The 18,686-nt window shown below is 54.6% G+C and carries 18 protein-coding genes and 1 riboswitch; of the genes, 17 read left to right on the top strand and 1 reads right to left on the bottom strand.

The genetic code is table 11. From position 1 onward, the window contains the following. Positions 1 to 10: 10 nt before the first annotated feature. The 11 genes from ACZF99_RS15270 to ACZF99_RS15220 all read left to right on the top strand — a co-directional run bounded on the left by ACZF99_RS15270 (position 11) and on the right by ACZF99_RS15220 (position 10,323). Positions 11 to 1,342 carry a pyrimidine-nucleoside phosphorylase gene (locus ACZF99_RS15270; RefSeq protein WP_483605954.1) on the top strand — a complete coding sequence of 444 codons (1,332 nt, stop codon included), beginning with the start codon at positions 11 to 13 and terminating at the stop codon, positions 1,340 to 1,342. A gap of 195 nt (positions 1,343 to 1,537) precedes the next feature. Further along, entirely contained in the window at positions 1,538 to 2,728 is a 1,191-nt protein-coding gene (locus ACZF99_RS15265; protein ID WP_483605953.1) for a D-alanyl-D-alanine carboxypeptidase family protein, read from the top strand. 89 nt (positions 2,729 to 2,817) lie between these two features. After that, the gene (spoIIAA, locus tag ACZF99_RS15260) at positions 2,818 to 3,171 is read left to right on the top strand and encodes an anti-sigma F factor antagonist (RefSeq protein WP_483605952.1); all 354 of its coding nucleotides are present in this window, start codon (positions 2,818 to 2,820) and stop codon (positions 3,169 to 3,171) included. 29 nt (positions 3,172 to 3,200) lie between these two features. Then, positions 3,201 to 3,629, top strand: coding sequence for an anti-sigma F factor (gene spoIIAB, locus ACZF99_RS15255; RefSeq protein WP_483612757.1), 429 nt, complete (start codon positions 3,201 to 3,203; stop codon positions 3,627 to 3,629). A gap of 11 nt (positions 3,630 to 3,640) precedes the next feature. Continuing rightward, on the top strand, positions 3,641 to 4,396 hold the full coding sequence (gene sigF, locus ACZF99_RS15250) for an RNA polymerase sporulation sigma factor SigF (protein WP_155605411.1): 756 nt from the start codon (positions 3,641 to 3,643) through the stop codon (positions 4,394 to 4,396). Positions 4,397 to 4,656: 260 nt separating this feature from the next. Further along, entirely contained in the window at positions 4,657 to 5,364 is a 708-nt protein-coding gene (deoD, locus tag ACZF99_RS15245; protein ID WP_483605951.1) for a purine-nucleoside phosphorylase, read from the top strand. A 196-nt stretch (positions 5,365 to 5,560) separates the two neighbouring features. Next, positions 5,561 to 6,202 (top strand): stage V sporulation protein AA, encoded by a 642-nt coding sequence (locus tag ACZF99_RS15240; protein WP_483605950.1) that lies wholly within the window; start codon positions 5,561 to 5,563, stop codon positions 6,200 to 6,202. Then, positions 6,202 to 6,624, top strand: a complete 423-nt coding sequence (locus tag ACZF99_RS15235) for a stage V sporulation protein AB (RefSeq protein ID WP_483605949.1) — start codon at positions 6,202 to 6,204, stop codon at positions 6,622 to 6,624. Before ACZF99_RS15240 ends, ACZF99_RS15235 begins: the two co-directional genes overlap by 1 nt. Positions 6,625 to 6,651: 27 nt before the next feature. Then, a complete protein-coding gene (locus tag ACZF99_RS15230) occupies positions 6,652 to 8,298 on the top strand; it encodes a spore germination protein (RefSeq protein ID WP_483605948.1) in 1,647 nt (548 codons plus the stop codon). Positions 8,299 to 8,410: 112 nt separating this feature from the next. Next, on the top strand, positions 8,411 to 9,739 hold the full coding sequence (lysA, locus tag ACZF99_RS15225) for a diaminopimelate decarboxylase (protein ID WP_483605947.1): 1,329 nt from the start codon (positions 8,411 to 8,413) through the stop codon (positions 9,737 to 9,739). A 146-nt stretch (positions 9,740 to 9,885) separates the two neighbouring features. Further along, positions 9,886 to 10,323, top strand: coding sequence for a peptidylprolyl isomerase (locus ACZF99_RS15220; protein WP_483605946.1), 438 nt, complete (start codon positions 9,886 to 9,888; stop codon positions 10,321 to 10,323). A gap of 107 nt (positions 10,324 to 10,430) precedes the next feature. Here ACZF99_RS15220 and tlp read toward each other — a convergent pair whose 3' ends face one another. Next, on the bottom strand, positions 10,431 to 10,658 hold the full coding sequence (tlp, locus tag ACZF99_RS15215; protein WP_483605945.1) for a small acid-soluble spore protein Tlp: 228 nt from the start codon (positions 10,656 to 10,658) through the stop codon (positions 10,431 to 10,433). A gap of 281 nt (positions 10,659 to 10,939) precedes the next feature. On the opposite strand from tlp, the gene ACZF99_RS15210 reads away from it, so the two are divergent. From ACZF99_RS15210 to ribE, 6 genes are all read left to right on the top strand, one after another. After that, on the top strand, positions 10,940 to 11,626 hold the full coding sequence (locus ACZF99_RS15210) for a response regulator transcription factor (protein ID WP_483612755.1): 687 nt from the start codon (positions 10,940 to 10,942) through the stop codon (positions 11,624 to 11,626). Next, the gene (locus tag ACZF99_RS15205) at positions 11,613 to 12,602 is read left to right on the top strand and encodes a sensor histidine kinase (RefSeq protein WP_483605944.1); all 990 of its coding nucleotides are present in this window, start codon (positions 11,613 to 11,615) and stop codon (positions 12,600 to 12,602) included. Before ACZF99_RS15210 ends, ACZF99_RS15205 begins: the two co-directional genes overlap by 14 nt. An 83-nt stretch (positions 12,603 to 12,685) precedes the next feature. Continuing rightward, a complete protein-coding gene (locus tag ACZF99_RS15200) occupies positions 12,686 to 13,369 on the top strand; it encodes an ABC transporter ATP-binding protein (RefSeq protein WP_483605943.1) in 684 nt (227 codons plus the stop codon). Beyond that, on the top strand, positions 13,366 to 15,945 hold the full coding sequence (locus ACZF99_RS15195) for an ABC transporter permease (protein ID WP_483605942.1): 2,580 nt from the start codon (positions 13,366 to 13,368) through the stop codon (positions 15,943 to 15,945). The genes ACZF99_RS15200 and ACZF99_RS15195 overlap by 4 nt, the downstream gene beginning before the upstream one ends. Positions 15,946 to 16,116: 171 nt before the next feature. Continuing rightward, positions 16,117 to 16,282, top strand: a riboswitch (FMN riboswitch). Positions 16,283 to 16,523: 241 nt separating this feature from the next. Then, positions 16,524 to 17,666 carry a bifunctional diaminohydroxyphosphoribosylaminopyrimidine deaminase/5-amino-6-(5-phosphoribosylamino)uracil reductase RibD gene (ribD, locus tag ACZF99_RS15190; RefSeq protein ID WP_483605940.1) on the top strand — a complete coding sequence of 381 codons (1,143 nt, stop codon included), beginning with the start codon at positions 16,524 to 16,526 and terminating at the stop codon, positions 17,664 to 17,666. Further along, the gene (gene ribE / locus ACZF99_RS15185; protein WP_483605938.1) at positions 17,651 to 18,328 is read left to right on the top strand and encodes a riboflavin synthase; all 678 of its coding nucleotides are present in this window, start codon (positions 17,651 to 17,653) and stop codon (positions 18,326 to 18,328) included. Before ribD ends, ribE begins: the two co-directional genes overlap by 16 nt. Positions 18,329 to 18,686 lie beyond the last annotated feature (358 nt).

The following is an 18,686-nucleotide window of genomic DNA, read 5'->3' as shown; positions in this document are numbered from 1 at the left end:
GTAGGGAGCGATGAGAGCGGTAGATCTGATTCGTAAAAAAAGGGATGGCCAGGAACTGACGAGCGAAGAGATCGCCTTCTTGGTGAAAGGGTACAGCGAGGGGCAGATTCCCGATTACCAAATGTCGGCATGGGCGATGGCCGTTTATTATCAAGGGATGAGCGCCCGAGAAACGGCCGACCTGACGATGGCCATGGCCGGTTCCGGGGATAGGATTGACCTCGGCTCCATTCATGGCGTCAAGGTCGATAAGCATTCCACCGGCGGAGTCGGCGATAAAACGACCGTCGTGCTCGGGCCGCTCGTTGCCGCCGCCGGCGTACCGGTGGCGAAGATGTCGGGCCGGGGCCTGGGGCATACCGGCGGAACGATCGACAAGCTGGAAGCGATTCCCGGATTCTCCGTGGAACTTGGGAAGGAGCAGTTCTTCCGCCAGGTGAACGAAATCGGTCTGGCGGTCGTCGGCCAGAGCGGCAATATGACGCCGGCGGACAAGAAGCTGTACGCGCTGCGGGACGTAACCGCTACGGTGGATTCCATCCCGTTGATCGCCAGCAGCGTCATGAGCAAGAAGATCGCCGCCGGCGCCGACGCCATCGTGCTGGACGTGAAAACCGGCAGCGGCGCGTTCATGAAGACGCTGGAGGATTCGATCCGCTTGGCCAAGGCCATGGTCGATATCGGGACCCAGGTCGGCCGCCGCACGGTCGCCGTGATCAGCGACATGGACCAGCCATTGGGCCACGCGATCGGAAATGCGCTGGAGATCAAGGAAGCCGTCGCAACGCTGCGCGGCGAAGGCCCGGCCGATCTTGAGGAGGTCTGCCTGATCCTGGCCTCGCACATGCTGATTCTCGGCGGCAAGGCCGCGGACGAGGAAGAAGCGCAAGCCATACTGACTGCGCGGCTCGACAGCGGCGAAGCGCTGGAGAAGCTGAAGCAGATGGTGGCTGCGCAGGGCGGCAATACGGAGCAGATCGACCATCCCGAATTGTTGCCGACCGCGGAGCTGAAGGTGGACGTGAAGTCGGACGCGAACGGATTCGTTGACTCGATTCAAGCGGAAGAGATCGGCATCGCCGCGATGATGCTGGGCGCCGGCCGGGAAACGAAGGATTCCGTCATCGATCTGGCGGCCGGAGTGGAGCTGCGCAAAAAAATCGGCGACCCGGTTGAGATTGGCGAAACGCTGGCCGTGCTGCATTTGAACCGCAGCCATGAAGCGGGCCGCGCCGAAGCGGAGCGGCGCATCTTAAATGCTTACGGCATTTCCGGATCGAAGGTGCCGAGACGTCCGCTTGTCTTCGCGCTTGTGACGCCGGACGGCGTCAAGCGGTTCTGAGCATGCGCGGGGACCCTAGCCCCGCCGCAAGCGGAATGCGGGATCGTATGAAATAGCGATAAAAACTTCCCTTTTTCAAATGTTGGAGTCAAACGCCGAGAGGCGTTTTTTTTCTTTTTTTCAGGAATATTATCCCACTTTCATGCCGATACTAGGTTAGCAGAATCCAGACTGATGTCCAAAGGAGGACGAATCTTGAAAAGACGGGTGTTGATCTGGTTTACCGCGTTTGTGTTGGCCGCGTCGGTTTGGCCGACTTCCACCAGCGCCGAACACGGCGGACCGCATGTCGGGGATGATGAAATCGCGTTGGCGGAGAATGCGCTGTCCGCGATATTGATCGATGCGGATACGGGTACGGTCATCTACGAGAAAAAGAGCCACGAGAAGCTGCCTCCGGCCAGCATCACCAAGATCATGACGATGCTGCTGACGATGGAGGCCATCGATAACGGCACGCTGAAGCTGACCGACAAGGTAACCGCCAGCGAGTATGCGGCGTCCATGGGCGGTTCGCAGATCTTTCTGGAGCCGGGGGAGTCGATGACGGTCGACGAGCTGCTGAAGGGCGTCGCTATGGCTTCCGGGAACGATGCATCCGTGGCGCTGGCGGAGAAAATAGCCGGGTCCGAAAAAGCGTTCGTGAAAATGATGAACGAGCGGGCGCAGGAGCTGGGAATGAAGGATACGCATTTTGTCAACTGCAACGGCCTCCCGGTGGAAGACCACTACAGCTCCGCGCACGATATCGCGGTCATGAGCCGGGAGCTGCTCAAGCATGAAGGGATCACGAAATATACCGGCGCCTACCAGGATTACTTGCGGCAGGGAACGGAAAAGCCGTTCTGGCTGGTAAACACAAACAAGCTGGTTCGCTTCTATAGCGGGGCCGATGGTCTGAAAACCGGCTATACGTCGGAAGCGAAGTTCTGCCTGGCGGCCACCGCAAAACGCGACGGGATGCGGATGATCGCCGTGGTGCTTGGCGAACCGAATACGAAGACACGGAACGGCGAAGTGTCGGCCATGTTCGATTATGCCTTCTCGCAGTACGCACTGCTGCCGATTTATCAAGCGGGGGAAACGATCGGCAAGGTCAAGGTGCAGAAGGGGATGAGCGCTCAATTGGAGCTGGCGGCGGCCAAACCGCTGAACGTGTTGGTCAAAAAAGGCGTGAAGCAGGACAGTATCACGCATAAGCTGCTTGCTCCGGAAAAACTTGCGGCGCCGATCAAAGCGGGCCAATCCGTCGGTAAGCTGGTGGTTTATCAGGACGGCCGCGTGCTGACCGAATTCGAGCTGACCGCGCCAAGCGATATCGATAAAGCCGGCTGGTGGACGTTATTTAAACGAACGGCCGCCCACTTGTTTTTTGTAGATTCATAGGGCTTTTCTTCTAGTTTTGTCAGTCGGCAGGAATCCGGCCCGGGATCGTAGAATTGTTGTGTTCATGTCAGGGAGGAGAGTGAACAGACGTGAATTTGCATGTGGAAATGGAAAAACACCGCGATACGTTAATCGTACGTTTGAGCGGGGAATTGGATCACCATACGGCGGACGACGTCCGCATGCGGATGGATGAAGAGATCGCCCGCGGAAACTGCCGCAATCTCGTATTAAGCCTGAAATCGCTGCAGTTTATGGATAGCTCCGGCATCGGCGTTATCCTCGGAAGATATAAACTGATCAAGCAAAAAGGCGGGAAGATGGTCGTGTGCGACGTCAACCCGCCGGTTTACCGGCTGCTGGAAATGTCGGGATTGTTCAAGATCATGTCCATCTTCGAAAACGAGGATATGGCGCTGACGGATCTGGAGGTGGCCCTGTGAATACCAACGCGAATCAAGCCGGAAATTTCATGTCGTTGAAGTTTGCTGCGAAATCCGAAAACGAATCGTTTGCCCGGGTGACCGTCGCCGCCTTCGTCTCCCAACTGGACCCGACGATGGACGAGATCACCGATTTGAAGACGGTGGTGTCGGAGGCGGTCACGAATTCCATCATCCACGGATACGACGGAAACCCGGAAGGAGTCGTATCGATCTCCGCCGCGATTGAAGGCGATACGGTGACCTTGATCATCGAGGATCAAGGCCGCGGCATCGAGGATGTGGAGTTGGCGAAGCAGCCGCTTTATACGTCGAAGCCTGAGCTGGAACGCTCCGGCATGGGTTTTACGATCATGGAGAATTTTATGGACGAATTCGATGTGACCAGCGAGATGGGCAGAGGCACGCGCATTCGGATGAAGAAAAGGATTGTATCCAAGAAAGCTTTATACAATTAGGGGTTGGATCTATGGATGCCGAAGTGAAGCAAATCTCGAGAGAGTTTTTGGACGACACGGAAGTGAAACGGTTGATCGCCCTGAGTCAATCCGGGGACAACGCTGCCAGAGACCGGCTGGTGAACTGCAACATTCGGCTTGTCTGGTCCGTCGTGCAGCGGTTTATGAATCGGGGGTACGAACCCGAGGATTTGTTTCAAATCGGCTGTATCGGCCTGCTCAAGTCGGTGGATAAGTTTGATCTCAGCTATGATGTGAAGTTTTCTACGTATGCGGTGCCGATGATTATCGGGGAGATCCAGCGTTTCCTGCGCGACGACGGAACGCTGAAGGTCAGCCGATCGCTGAAAGAAATGGCGAACAAGGTTCGCAAGAAGAAGGATGAATTGTCCAAGCTGCTGGGCCGGCTTCCGACGGTCAAGGAAGTCGCCGAGGAGCTGGGGGTGACGCCCGAGGACGTCGTGTTTGCCCAGGAGGCCAACAAGCCGCCGGCGTCCATTCACGAAACCGTGTTTGAAAATGACGGCGACCCGATCACGCTGATGGATCAAATCGCCGATGAATCCCAGGAGCGCTGGTTCGACAAGCTGGCGCTACACGAAGCGATCGACGGCTTGACCGACCGGGAGCGTCTGATCGTGTACCTCAGGTACTATCGCGACCAGACTCAGTCGGAAGTGGCGAGCCGGCTGGGGATTTCCCAGGTACAGGTGTCCCGGCTGGAGAAGAAAATCTTGCAGAGCATTCGCGATCAAATCGCGCAATGACCTGACCTGTACGCACCCCTTCGTGCAGCGGTGGCCTTTATGAGGCGCATCCGTTTCCGAGGGGGTGATTTTGTCTTGTACAGGTTTAGACGTAATGCTGAAGCACCAGCCCGCCATATAAGAAGGCTGCAACGATGACAAGAGCGGGCCCCCGGCATCAACAGCGGAAAAAGGTGCATCCATATACGTTGATTGTAACATCCTATATAATATAAGAGTGGAAGCTATACCATTATTGTGAGCAAGGGAGACACCAGAACATGAGTGTACATATCGCAGCCAAACCGGGAGAGATCGCCGAAACGATCCTGCTGCCGGGAGATCCGCTCCGGGCCCAATTTATCGCGGAGACGTATTTGAGCGACGTCATTTGTTATAACGAGGTGCGCGGGATGCTTGGCTTTACCGGCACTTATCAAGGAAAACGGATTTCCGTGCAGGGCACCGGCATGGGCATCCCGTCGATTTCCATCTACGTCAACGAATTGATGAAGGAATACGGCGTCAAGAACCTGATCCGCGTCGGAACCTGCGGCGGCATGCAGCAGCATGTCCGCGTGCGGGACGTCATTTTGGCCCAGGCCTCCTGTACCGATTCCAGCATGAACCGCCACGTCTTTGGCGGGTACGATTTTGCGCCGATCGCCAGCTTCGAGCTGTTGAAAGCGGCCTATGAACGCGGTGTGGAAAAAGGGCTGAAGCTGCACGTCGGCAACATCTTCAGCTCGGACATGTTCTACCGCGACGATACGAGCGTAACCCAGCTCCTGATGAAATACGGCGTGCTGGGGGTGGAGATGGAAACGACGGCGCTGTATACGCTGGCCGCCAAATACGGCGCGAGGGCGTTAACGATTCTGACCGTCAGCGACCATCTGCTGACCGGCGAGGAGACGTCCGCCGAGGAACGGCAAACGACGTTCAAGCAAATGATGGAAGTGGCGCTGGATACGGCAATCACGCTGTAATTCCGAAAGCGGTCAAAACCGATCAAGCATGGGGAACGGATGCGAATGCATCTCCCCATGCTTTTTTGGGTTGGTGCCCATTTTCATTAATAACGTAAAGGATACTCGTGACTTTAGTCATGAGTTGTTGACCAAGAGTAAAGCCCCTCCTCGCTTGGCATACTATGGGCAATACGCTAGTGGAAGGGTGGTCCGCATGGATAAAGATTCCGCGTCCATCGTCTATTTGCGTCTGCGCAAGCAGGTCGGGATTCCCGCCGGGACACCGATTCGGCTGCGGGACGTAGCCCGCGTGCTGGCGGAGCCGGAACTGGAAGCCGAGCTGCTGAAGCTGGAATTGGTGCGGCCGGAGCAGCGCGACGGAAACTTGATCGTCATCGATATGCTCCAGGTCCTATCCGCCATCCAAGCCCGATTTCCCGGGCAGCGCGTCGAATTGCTCGGCGAACCGCACGTACTCGTGGAAATGGTTAAACCTGAGAAGAAACCGTCTCCGCTGCTGTTTGTCTTGGTCTGGCTGCTGCTCTTCTTCGGGGCGGCACTGACCATTATGAACTTCCATGCCGACGTCAGCATGCCGGAGGTACAGGTAAGGATCGTGGAGATGATCACCGGCAAGAAGGACGAGCATCCCTATCTGTTTCAAGGCGCGTATTCCGTGGGCATCGGATTCGGGATGATCGTGTTTTTTAATCATTTGTTCAAGAAGAAATGGAATGAGGAACCCACCCCGCTGGAAGTCGAGATGTTCCTCTACCAGGAAAACCTCAATCAATACGTCGTTGCCGAGGAGTACAAAAAAATGCATCGCGCCGAATCGTCGGCGGAGCGAACCTGATGTCTCCCTTTGCTGCGGGGGTGGCGATCTTCCTCGGCTTAGCCGGCGGCATTGCCGTGGGCGGCGGCGCGATCGCTTTGTTTATCGTGCTGGACATGATTCCGCGCCTGGCTCAGGTGACGAATTCTTACGATAAGGTGCACTGGTATGAAGGGGCGATGATCGCCGGAGCCGTGGTGGGCACGGTTGCGGACTTCTGGGATTGGAAAATCGCCGGGCCGTGGGCGATCACCGGCGTCGTCGGCTTGTTTAACGGCGTATTCGTCGGGATGCTGGCGGCGGCCTTGACCGAAGTGCTGAATGTGCTGCCGATTTTGGCCAAAAGGCTACATATGCAGCGGTATCTGTTCGGCTTCTTGCTTGCCATGGTGTTTGGCAAAATGGCGGGCTCCCTGTTTGAATGGTTTATTTACAGACCGTGAATTTGAAGATACGGAGGATGATGATGGATGGAGCAGGATACGCAAGGGACGAAGCGGGACGGGATCGATCCGCCGCAGGCGATTCCGGACTTCGTTCCCGAGGAAGAGGAGAATTTTCTGCAGGAGAACTCCCCGGAAGACGAGGCGACCAGACGGAAACGCGAGGCGGAGAGATCCGACAATGTTGAGGAGTCGGTCATTTATTGGCAGCAAAGCGATGCGATCAGCCGCAGTCTGGCGACAACGAAACATACGCTGAAGGAAGTCGTCAGCCTCGGGGAAAGCTTTGACGTCGTGTTCCGCGATATGACCTTCGGCGGCAAACGCACCTGTCTCTTCTTCATTAATGGTTTTGCGCGGACCGACGCCATGCAGGAAATCCTCAAGCGGCTGACCTATTTGACGCCGGAGAATTTGTCGACCGGAGCCCTCCGCTCTTTTTTCGAACTCTATATTCCTCATATTCAGGTGGAGAAAACGGAGAAGCTGAGCGACGCCATCAACAAAACGTTGACCGGCATGAGCACGCTCTTTATTGAGGGCGAGCAAACGGCGCTGCTCATGGATACCCGGCAATACCCCGTCCGCAGCCCGGAGGAACCGTCGCTGGAGCGTGTCGTACGCGGCTCGAGGGACGGGTTCACGGAGACGCTGGTCACCAACATCACCTTGGTTCGCCGCCGGCTGCGCGATCCGGGACTTAAACTGGAGATGGTCAGCGTGGGCCGCCGGACCCGCACCGACGTCTGTATTGCCTATATCGACGATATCGTCGATAAGACCCAGGTCGATTCCATCCGCGAAAAAATTAAAGCGGTCAATATCGACGGCATTCCCCTGGCCGATAAACAGCTGGAGGAAGCGATCATTCACCGAGGTTGGAATCCGTATCCGCTGGTGCGTTACTCGGAGCGTCCGGACGTCGTCGCTTCGCATTTGCTGGAAGGCCGGGTCGTCGTGTTCGTGGATACGTCGCCCAGCGTGATGATCTTGCCGACAACCTTTTTCGATCTGTGCCAGCATGCGGAGGAGAACCGGCAAACCCCGTTCATGGGAACTTATTTGCGCTGGGTGCGCTTCTTCGGCATTTTCGCTTCGCTGTTCCTGCTGCCGCTCTGGCTGCTGATCGTTGTCTATCCGGAGTTCAAGCCGGCGGGGCTTGCCTTCATCGGACCCGAGGAACAGGCGAAAATTCCGCTGATCGCCCAATTCCTGCTGGTCGAGTTCGGCGTCGATCTGATGCGGATGGCCGCCGTGCATACGCCGACCCCGCTGGCTTCCGCGATGGGCTTGATCGCGGCCATTCTGATCGGCGATATCGCCGTCCAGACGGGACTGTTCGTCAATGAGGTCGTCCTCTACATGGCGGTCGCGGCGATCGGGATGTTTGCGACGCCAAGCTATGAGTTGGGCCTCGCCAATCGCGTCGTACGGCTGGCTTTACTGGTAGCGGTTGCCGTCTTCGGCGCCCCCGGATTCCTGATTGGGGTCACGGCGTTTATCGTTCTGCTGTCTTTGCGCCGCTCGAACAACTCCTCCTATCTGTGGCCGTTTATACCTTTTAATGCCAAAGCTTTGGCGGGGGTGTTGTTCCGTGTTCCGGTGATGACTTCCAAGCAAAGACCGTCCTCCAACAAGCCGCGGGACAATACGCGAATGCCGGGCAAACGGTGACGCTTTAGGCTTGTTCAACATATAACACAAATGTTATTCAAAAAAATCCATTTTTCAGGTTACCGGTTGTTTGCTATACTGGTGTAAAATTTGAAAGTGGAGGACTGCATAGATGTATTTACACGGTACCAGCAAAATCAATGCAAAAGGCCATCTCGAAATCGGCGGATGCGATACGGTCGAGTTGAAGCAAACCTACGGGACGCCGCTGTATGTCGTAGATGAAACCCTTGTGCGGCAAAGATGCCGTGAATATATGAACGCCTTCCGGGCATCGGGCCTGTCTTTCCAGGTTGCCTATGCCAGCAAAGCGTTCTGCGTCATGGCGATGTGCCGGCTGGCCGAGGAGGAGGGCTTGTCTCTGGACGTCGTCTCCGAGGGTGAATTGTTTACGGCCCTTCAAGCGGGATTCCCCGCGCAGCGAATCCATTTTCACGGCAACAACAAGACGCCGGATGAATTGGAAATGGCGATTTCCGCCGGAATCGGCTGTTTTGTGGCGGACAACTTTACGGAGCTGCACATGCTGCAGGCGATCGCCGCCGAGAAAGGCGTCACCGTCAATGTCCTGCTTCGCGTAACGCCGGGGGTGGAAGCCCATACGCATGAATATATTTCGACAGGTCAAACTGACTCCAAATTTGGGTTTGATATCGGCAACGGCTCGGCGCTGGAAGCCGTGGAATTGGCCAACCGCAGCTTGAATCTGCATTTGCTCGGCGTACATTCGCATATCGGGTCGCAGATTTTCGAAGTGGAAGGCTTCCAGATGGCGATTGAACGAGTTGCGGCGTTTGCCATGCAAGTTAAGGAAAAGTTGGGCGTTATCTTCAAGGTCGTCAATTTGGGCGGCGGTTTTGGCATTCGTTATACGGAAGGCGACACGCCGCTGAAGGTTTCCGATTACGTCGGCGCGATTACGGAGGCGGTCAAACGGGAATTTGCCAGCTACCCGCAGCTTCCGGAAATCTGGGTTGAACCGGGCCGGAGCATCGTTGGGGATGCAGGCACGACGCTTTATACGGCGGGAACCAGCAAGGATATTCCCGGCGTGCGTAAATACGTCGCCGTGGATGGCGGGATGACGGACAACCCGCGTCCGGCCCTTTACGGCTCCAAATATGAGGCGATGCTGGCGAATCGCGGTAATGATGCGAACGAAGAGACCGTATCGATCGCCGGCAAATGCTGCGAGAGCGGCGATATGTTGATCTGGGACGTAGATTTGCCGAAGGTGAACAGCGGCGATTTGCTCGCCGTGGCCTGCACCGGCGCCTATAACTATGCCATGGCCAGCAATTATAACCGGATTCGCCGTCCGGCGGTCGTCTTCGTTCAAGACGGACGCAGCGATCTTGTCGTGAAGCGGGAGTCGCTGCAGGACTTGATCGCCTGCGACGTCATCCCCGAGCGGATCGCCAAACAGCCGTCACTGAAGTAATCGGCAACAACGGATAAAGTAAGGCCGAGGCAGGGGAACCGGGTTTCGTCCGGCTCTCTGCCCGGCTTTTTTGCTTGAAGGGCTTTTTTTTAGTAAACTGGAGGAGGTTTGTCCTATGATGTTCAAGAAGAAGGGTGTGTGCGGATATGAAAAAAGGTAAAATCGTATTGGAAAAAGGCGGCGAGGTGGAAATTCAGTTCCTGCCGGAGGAAGCTCCCGGTACGGTCGCCAACTTCGAAAAGCTGGCGAATTCCGGATTCTATAACGGACTTACGTTCCATCGCGTGATCCCGGGGTTTGTGGCGCAAGGCGGTTGCCCGCATGGAACAGGAACGGGCGGACCCGGCTACACGATCAAATGCGAGACGGATACGAATGTCACCAAACACGAGCGCGGCGTGCTGTCGATGGCCCATGCCGGCAAAGATACCGGCGGCAGCCAGTTCTTCATCGTGTATGAGCCGCAACCGCATTTGAACGGTGTGCATACTGTATTCGGCAAAGTAACTTCGGGGATGGAGCTTGTGGATCAGGTTCGTCCTGGGGACAAGATGAAGGAAGTTACGGTGTGGGACGAGGCTTAATCCCGCAACGTATAAAGGGGTGTTTCGCCGCCAGTTATGCTGGCGAGCCGAAACACCCCTTTTTGCTTGATCCGCTTCATATCCGGCGCCCTGATTCCAAGCGGACTTTAAGAATTTCCTTGATGAGCCGCCTCATCCTTCACTTCTTCGCGTTGACCTTCGATGGCTTTAAGCCGTCTTTCGTTTTTCTCCTCGATTTGCCGCTTCTCTTCGCCGGAGATTTCGTCGGCATGTTCGCTTAGATAGTCTTGACCTTCGCGGAAGTTTTCGATCGTATCTTGAATGCTGTCCTGAAGCTTCTCGACATTATCGGAACGGTCGTCGGGTTTTGCCATGCTAAACTCCTCCTGAATGATCATGATTTTTCGCTGGGGATATCGAGGTTTAAGGTTGCCTGTTTGGACATGATTTATTCACTCGGCCACGGAAATCCGTAGAGTCAAGACTTCCAAAGCGAAGTTCTGGCTCTGTTTTTACATTGAAGGAGACTAGAGGCGTCTGCTCGCCATTTGGCAGAAAGCGAAATTGCACGGTTTACAACTGTTTAATGCAGATGTATTATGCAATCAATCAAAGACGATTTATAGGAATGGATCAGGAAACGGAGGTTTGGCTAATGCCACGGATATTTTTGGTGGAGGACGATAAGGCAATCGCTAAAAACCTTATACTTTTGCTCCGCTCGGAAGGATTTATTGTCACCCACGCTCCTACGCGGAATGAGGCACTTGCCGCGCTTGCCGGGAATAAATTTGACCTCGCGCTCGTTGATATTTCCTTGCCTGACGGAAATGGCTTTACGGTTTGCACGGATATCAAAGAAGCAGGGGATGTACCCGTTATCTTTCTGACGGCTTCCGGCGACGAGGCGAGTGTGGTTACCGGACTGAACATGGGCGCGGACGACTATATCACCAAGCCTTTTCGTCCGCGTGAATTGATGGCGCGAATTGGCAGCGCCTTGCGTAAAAGCGGGCGCTTCCGGTCGGCTTTTGAAATCTGCGGGCTGCATGTCGATACGGCAAGCGGTGTTGTGAAAAAAAACGGCAGCGAGGTGTTTCTATCCGCCTTAGAATACCGCTTGTTGCTGGTGTTTATTAACAACCCCAAAAGTGTTATCACGAGGGGGAGGCTGCTTGACGAATTGTGGGACGCGGCGGGCGAGTTTGTCAATGACAATACACTGACCGTGTACATCAAGCGTTTGCGGGAGAAGATCGAGAATGATCCGGCAAACCCGCAAATTATTCTCACCGTGCGCGGGACAGGGTATAGATTGGGGGGCGAGTATGCTTCGGAATAGAGAGTTTCGGCAGTTTGCCATTCTGTTCTCCTTCATGGCCGCCGCCGCTGTAATGCTGGGATTTGCCATCAATACGGCGGCGGGAATCCTTGCCACGTCTTCTGCCGCCGCCTTTGGCACGGCGTTTTTCGTGTTTACCAAAGCCCGATACAACAGCATTGCGCGGATTTCAAATCAAATCGACCTGGTGCTTCATCATGCAGACCATCTGTATATCGGTGAGTCGGACGAGGGCGAGCTTTCCATTCTGCACAGCGAGATCACAAAAATGATGTTGCGGATTCGGGAGCAAAACGATGCATTGAAAAAAGAAAAAGAACATCTTGCCGATTCGTTGGCCGATATAGCCCACCAACTCCGCACCCCGCTCACATCCGCGAACCTCATTCTGTCCTTGTTAGCGAATCATCCCGATGAAAACGAGCGAAAAGCCTTTGTGCGGGAAACGGAGGAATTGCTGGTGCGAATGGATTGGCTGATTACTTCCCTCTTAAAATTGTCCCGCTTGGACGCGGGCATTGTGGTATTCCAAAGCGAGCGGATCGAGGTGAACGCTCTTGTACGCGCCGCGCTTCGCCCGCTCCTCATCCCAATGGAACTCCGCGATATTAATTTGCAAATCGACGTTCCGAAAGGGATGATGATTCAGGGCGATTCAGGTTGGCTGTCGGAAGCCATGCAAAACATCCTCAAAAATTGTCTGGACAGCGCAGGCGAGCACGGAAAGATTGAGATTGTCTGCACGGACAACCCCCTGTTTGCCGAAATGGCCATCCGCGACAGCGGCACGGGTTTTGAAAAAGAAGATATTCCCCGCCTGTTTGACCGATTTTATCGCGGGAAAAGCGCAAACGCAACAGGATACGGGATTGGACTGGCTCTCTGCAAAATGATCATAACCCGGCAAGGAGGGACGATTACCGCCAAAAATCACCCGCAGGGCGGCGCGATCTTTACCATTCGTTTCCCAAAGTGACGAATCTCTCACCGGAAAGTCACAGAGATGTAAGCCGAAAGCTCTATGATAGGGGTAAACCATGAGAAAGGGAGGCTTGCATCATGGAGCTCTTAAAAATTGAAAATTTATGCAAGGTCTATGGCAAGGGCGAAAACCAAGTTGCCGCGCTTGACCATGTTTCGCTTACCATCGAAAAGGGGGAGTTTACCGCCATCATCGGTTCCTCCGGCTCCGGTAAATCCACATTGCTTCACATCATCGGCGGTGTGGACGTGCCGACAAGCGGAAAGGTATATTTGGACGGGCAGGATGTATATGCCCAAAACAATACAAAACTGGCTATTTTCCGCAGGCGGCAAGTCGGGCTGATTTACCAGTTTCACAACCTCATCCCCACGCTGAATGTGGTGGAGAACATCACCTTGCCGATCCTGATGGACAAGCGGAAGGTCAATAAGGAGAGGCTTGATGACTTGCTCGAATTGCTTGGGCTGCAAGACCGCAAAACGCATTTGCCCAATCAGCTTTCGGGCGGCCAGCAACAGCGCGTTTCCATCGGACGCGCTTTGATGAACGCCCCGGCGGTCATGTTGGCTGACGAGCCCACGGGCAGTTTGGACAGCCGGAATGGACATGAAATCATCAAGCTGTTGAAAGAAAGCAATCAAAAATATGGGCAGACCCTTCTCCTCGTCACCCATGACGAGAATATCGCCCTGCAAGCAGACCGCATTATCGGCATATCAGACGGCAAAGTCGTGAGAGATGAGCGGGTGCGGCCATGAACATTTTCAACAAAGTCACCCTGCAAAGTATGAAAAAAAGCCGTACCCAAACGGTTGTCACGATCATCGGAGTGGTATTGTCCGCCGCGATGATAACGGCTGTAACCACCTTTGGCGTTTCCTTGCTGAACTATATGGCAAACGGCGCGGCCGAGAAATACGGCGATTGGCATGTTGGGTTTTTGGACGTCCCTTCTTCTTTCGTACAGGAACGAACCCACGACGAGGGAGTTGCAAACACCGCAACATTTGAAAATATCGGCTACGCAACGCTTGACGGCGGGAAAAACCCCAGCAAGCCGTATCTTTTTATAGCCGGATACAGCGAGGAAGCCTTTGATACCTTGCCCGTAACCCTGGTTGCAGGAAGATTGCCGAAAAACAGTGGGGAGATGGTTGTTTCGGGGCGCGTCGCCACAAACGGCGGCGTTAAATTCGCGGTAGGCGACAAGCTTACCCTTGCTGTCGGAAGCCGTATGACTGGCGACAAAAAACTCGGTCAACACGACCCTTACCTTTCCGGGAAAGAAACGCTTGTGCCACAAGACGAAAGAACTTACACGGTTGTCGGTATCAGCCAAAGCCCCGGCTTTGAGGAAGCTTCCGCTCCGGGATATACCTTGATAACGACAGCGGATGCTGGGAACAAAGCGGACAGCTTCAGCCTATTTGTCACGCTGAAAAACCCGCGCCAGGTTCACGCTTACGCAAGCAGCGCAGCCGGAACCGAAGCTTATGTTTTTAACGATCATGTGCTGCGCTTCATGGGTCTTTCCGAAGATAACGTGTTCAACGTGCTTCTGTACACAGTTGGCGGCATTGTGGTCGCCATCATTATGATAGGCTCGATTTTTCTGATTTATAACGCATTCACCATTTCGCTGAACGAACGCACTCGCCAGTTCGGGATTCTCTCGTCGGTGGGAGCCACAGCGAGGCAACTGCGAAATTCGGTGTTGTTTGAGGGGCTATGTATTGGCGCAATCGGCATACCGATTGGCGTTATCGTTGGCATAGGCAGCATCGGGCTTGTGATTTCCGTTGTCGCCAGAAGTTTCGGGAGCATTGCCTACAGCGCCGTACCTTTAACCTTGACGGTGTCTGCTCCCGCGATTGCCGTTGCGGCGGCGGTCAGCTTGGTTACCATTCTGATTTCGGCCTATATCCCGGCCAAGAAGGCTGCAAGCACTCCCGTGATGGAGAGTATTCGCCAGACAAACGAGGTAAAAGTTGAATCGAAAGCCGTGAAAACGTCAAAACTGGCGCAGCGTATTTACGGTTTGGAGGGAACCCTTGCGCTAAAGAATTTTAAAAGAAACAAGAAACGCTATCGCAGCATTGTGCTATCCCTTGGTTTAAGCGTAGTGCTGTTTATATCGGCCAGTTCTTTTGTAACGGATATGAAACAGGCGTCGGAGCGGGCCGTAGTGGTTACTGATTATGACATCGGTTTGGCGACGCAGGACATGGACGATAGCGAAATGTTGTCGCTTTACGACAAACTAAAAACTGCCGATGGGGTTTACGAAAGCTCGTATCAAGCGCTTATGAAGTATTCAGGCGCTGCCAAAGCAAGCGATCTTTCAGACGATTACTGGAAATCCACGGATTCACCTTCGCGGGATGAAACGATACATCTTCCAATGGAGCTCCAGTTTCTTGAGGACAGCGCCTATCTGAATATAATCAAGGGCTTGGGCTTGCCTTCAGAGGAATATACCGGGGAAAACGCGAAGATGATCGCGGTTGCCCAAATGCAAGGCGACGGAAAAGTGGAGGAGCCTGACCGGATAAATAATATGTTCACGAGGTCTTCCATGAGTTTAACCATCGCTCCCGAAACCAATGGCAAGCCGGAGATGGAGCAGGGGCAAAACGTAAGCATTACGTTTGTCGAAACCGTGCCGCCTGATACACTCCCGCTCATAGAAAAATCCGAGCCGAAGCCATACTTTTTTAGGATAATGGTTCCCTATTCGCTCAAAGAGAAGTTTGAAACCCCCGATGCCCAGGTGGCTGTTAAGGGCTTGACCTTTCGGTCAAAGAATCCCACACAATCGGCGGCTGAAATGGAAACGATGATTCAGGGGGCGGGAATTACAACAGCCGAGTACAACCTATACAATCTCAATAAAGTACTTGAAGAGAACCGAAATATGATCTTCATTGTCAACATGTTCGCTTATACGTTTATCATTCTGATTTCGCTGATTGGGGTTGCCAATGTGTTCAACACGATTTCCACGAATATCAAGCTGCGTCGGCGGGAACTTGCCATGCTTCGCTCCGTGGGGATGTCTGAACGCGATTTTCAAAAGATGATGAATTTGGAGTGTGCCTTTTATGGCATGAGGACGTTGCTTTTTGGGCTTCCCCTAGCGGCTATCTTTTCTTGGCTGATTTACAAAGGAATGGTTGCCGGCGGGATGGACAATATCGATTTTGCGTTCCCGTGGGGCAGTATGGCAATCAGCGTGTTCGGCGTGCTCTTTATCGTGTTCATTACAATGCTGTATGCCGTTAGCAAGATAAAAAAAGAAAATATCATTGATGCGCTTCGGGACGATATGACTTAAAGTAGCGGCGGGAGTCCTTGCATTTTTCAATTTGTGGTGGTAACATTACCGCAGAGCCTATGACAGGATTGATCGGATCGTGGTAGGATTTTGGTGGGAGACAGTCAGAACCCAAACGACTATTACGCATCGCAAACATAAATGTTGTCATGGGATCCAATTAAATAAGCAGCAATCCTTCGGGGCAGGGTGAAATTCCCTACCGACGGTGATGGCTCATCGGATGGTTATCCGGTGTAGCACAAGTCCGTGACCCGCCAGCGCTCTAACCAGCGTTTGCGGCTGAGCCGGTGAGATTCCGGGACCGACAGTATAGTCTGGATGGGAGAAGGAAAACGCGAGAGCACGAACGTTTTTTTGCGAAGGTGTTCAAATCTAAAGAGTTTCAATCAAACAAGTTCCGTTTTTCACAAGCGTTTTGTGAGCGCGGGTTGGATTGGTTGCGGGCCGTACAGATATTGAAATGGCGGCGCTCTTTTCGATATGCGTAGAATCACTCTCATAGTCAACCCTGCCGGATTGCGGCAGGGTTATTTTGGTTTCATACAAAAGGCCATCGGCAGGAAGAGGTGTGACGGATGAAGGCAATCGACGACGAATATTACATGACGCTGGCGCTGGACATGGCGGAGCGGGCGCTGGGACAAACCGGAACCAATCCGGTCGTCGGCTCCGTAGTCGTCAAGCAAGGGGCGTTGGTCGGGCTCGGCACCCATTTGCAGCGGGGGACCCCGCACGCCGAAGTGCATGCCCTGAACATGGCCGGTTCGCAGGCGGAAGGCAGCACCGTCTACGTAACGTTGGAGCCTTGCAGCCATCATGGCTTGACCCCGCCTTGCGCGGAGCGGCTTATTCGCGAGAAGGTGAGCCGCGTCGTGGTTGCCTGCGAGGATCCGAATCCGTTGGTAGCCGGGAAAGGCATAGCCATGCTGCGAGCGGCCGGTATCGAGGTCGAGGTCGGCGTACTGCGCGAGCGAGCTTTGAGGTTAAACCGTAGGTTCATCAAGTACATCACGACCGGATTGCCCTATGTCACGGTCAAAACAGCCAGTACGTTGGACGGCAAAATCGCTTCCCGTACCGGGGACAGCAAATGGATCTCCAACGAAAAGGCGCGCGAAATCGTGCATACGATGCGCCATCGCCATCAGGCGATTATGGTCGGGGTTTCGACGATTGCCGCCGATGATCCGCAGCTTACGACCCGGCTGTCCGTACCGGGCTTGTCGCCGGTTCGCGTGATCGCGGATTCGACGCTTCGCATCCCGGAGACGGCGAAGGTGCTGAGCGACGGGGCGGCGCCGACGTGGATTTTGACCACGGAGCAGGCCGACCCGGCCAAAGCCGAGCGCCTGACCGGGCGCGGCGCGGAGATCATCCGCTGCGGCGGCGGCCCGCGGGTGGATCTTCGGGAAGCGCTCGTGCAGCTTGGCAAGCGGGGGATATCCTCCGTGCTCGTCGAAGGCGGCGGACGTTTGAACGGGGCGCTGCTGGAGCGGCGGCTTGCGGACGAAATCGTGCTGTTTTTCGCTCCCAAGCTGATCGGCGGCAAGGAAGCCGCGGGGAACTTTATGTTCGCCGGGTACGATTTAATGCGGGATGCCGTGTTCCTGCGCGACATGGAAGTGGAGCAAATCGGAGATAATGTGTGCATCCGGGGATTTCCGGTCTGGGCGCAGGCTGTAAAGAAGGAGGGGGAATCTGAATGTTTACGGGACTAGTGGAGGAAATCGGCACGATGAAATCGATCGGCCGTAAAGGCGAAGCGATGTTGCTCGGCATCTCTGCGAACGTCGTTACGGAAGGCATCAAGCTGGGCGACAGCATTGCGGTCAACGGCGTCTGTCTGACGGCCGTCTCATTCGACGCTGCCTCTTTTACGGTGGATGTGATGCCGCAAACGTACCGCAACACCAATCTGAAGGATTTGAAAGCCGGGAGCCGCGTCAATCTGGAGCGGGCGATGGCGGCGAACGGCAGGTTCGGCGGCCACATCGTTCAGGGGCATGTCGATGGAGTCGGCACGATTTTGGGCACCAGCCAGGATCAAAACGCGGTCGTGTACACCATCAAGCCCCACAAGCCGTCTTTGTTCAAATACATTATTCCGAAAGGTTCGATCGCGGTGGACGGCATCAGCTTGACGGTGGTGGAAGCGCGCGGCGGCACGTTTACGATCTCGATCATCCCGCATACGTTGGCCGAAACGGTGTTGGCCTTCAAACGGGCCGGAGACACGGTCAATCTGGAATGCGACGTGCTCGGGAAGTACGTGGACCATCTGCTGAAGTTCGGCAGAGACGGCGTTGATGCGGAGGATGTAAGCGGCGGCGGTGAGTCGGGAATCAACCTGCCTTTTCTGGCCGCGAACGGGTTTGTTTAAAAACTGGTTGTTATGCGATTGTTTGGCGTCGAACTGGATGAAGTGAGGAACACGGGCTGCGACCGAAAGAGAACCTATCCGTTTTGGCTGGAACTTGTAACGGAACGGAGAGCTCTTATTGTCTCATTTCCCGGCGATTTCCCGATGCAACGGAACTCAGAGACCTTATTGAGCTTAATTGGCAGCAAATCAGCCGTATTGTCTCGAAATAAGACCTCCTGGTTCCGTTAGGGCAAGAATCGCCCAATTTGCAGAGAAATAACGTCTCTGAGTTCCGTTAGCAAGGCACCCACCCATTTCGTCATCGATTCGCCGCCGAAACCGCCGCTGTGAATCACTTCGTGATCCGAAGACGACA

The organism is Paenibacillus sp. JL3B1040 (assembly GCF_057063165.1).
Note: the sequence above shows the minus strand (reverse complement) of the source record. Positions and strands in the feature narration are given on the sequence as shown.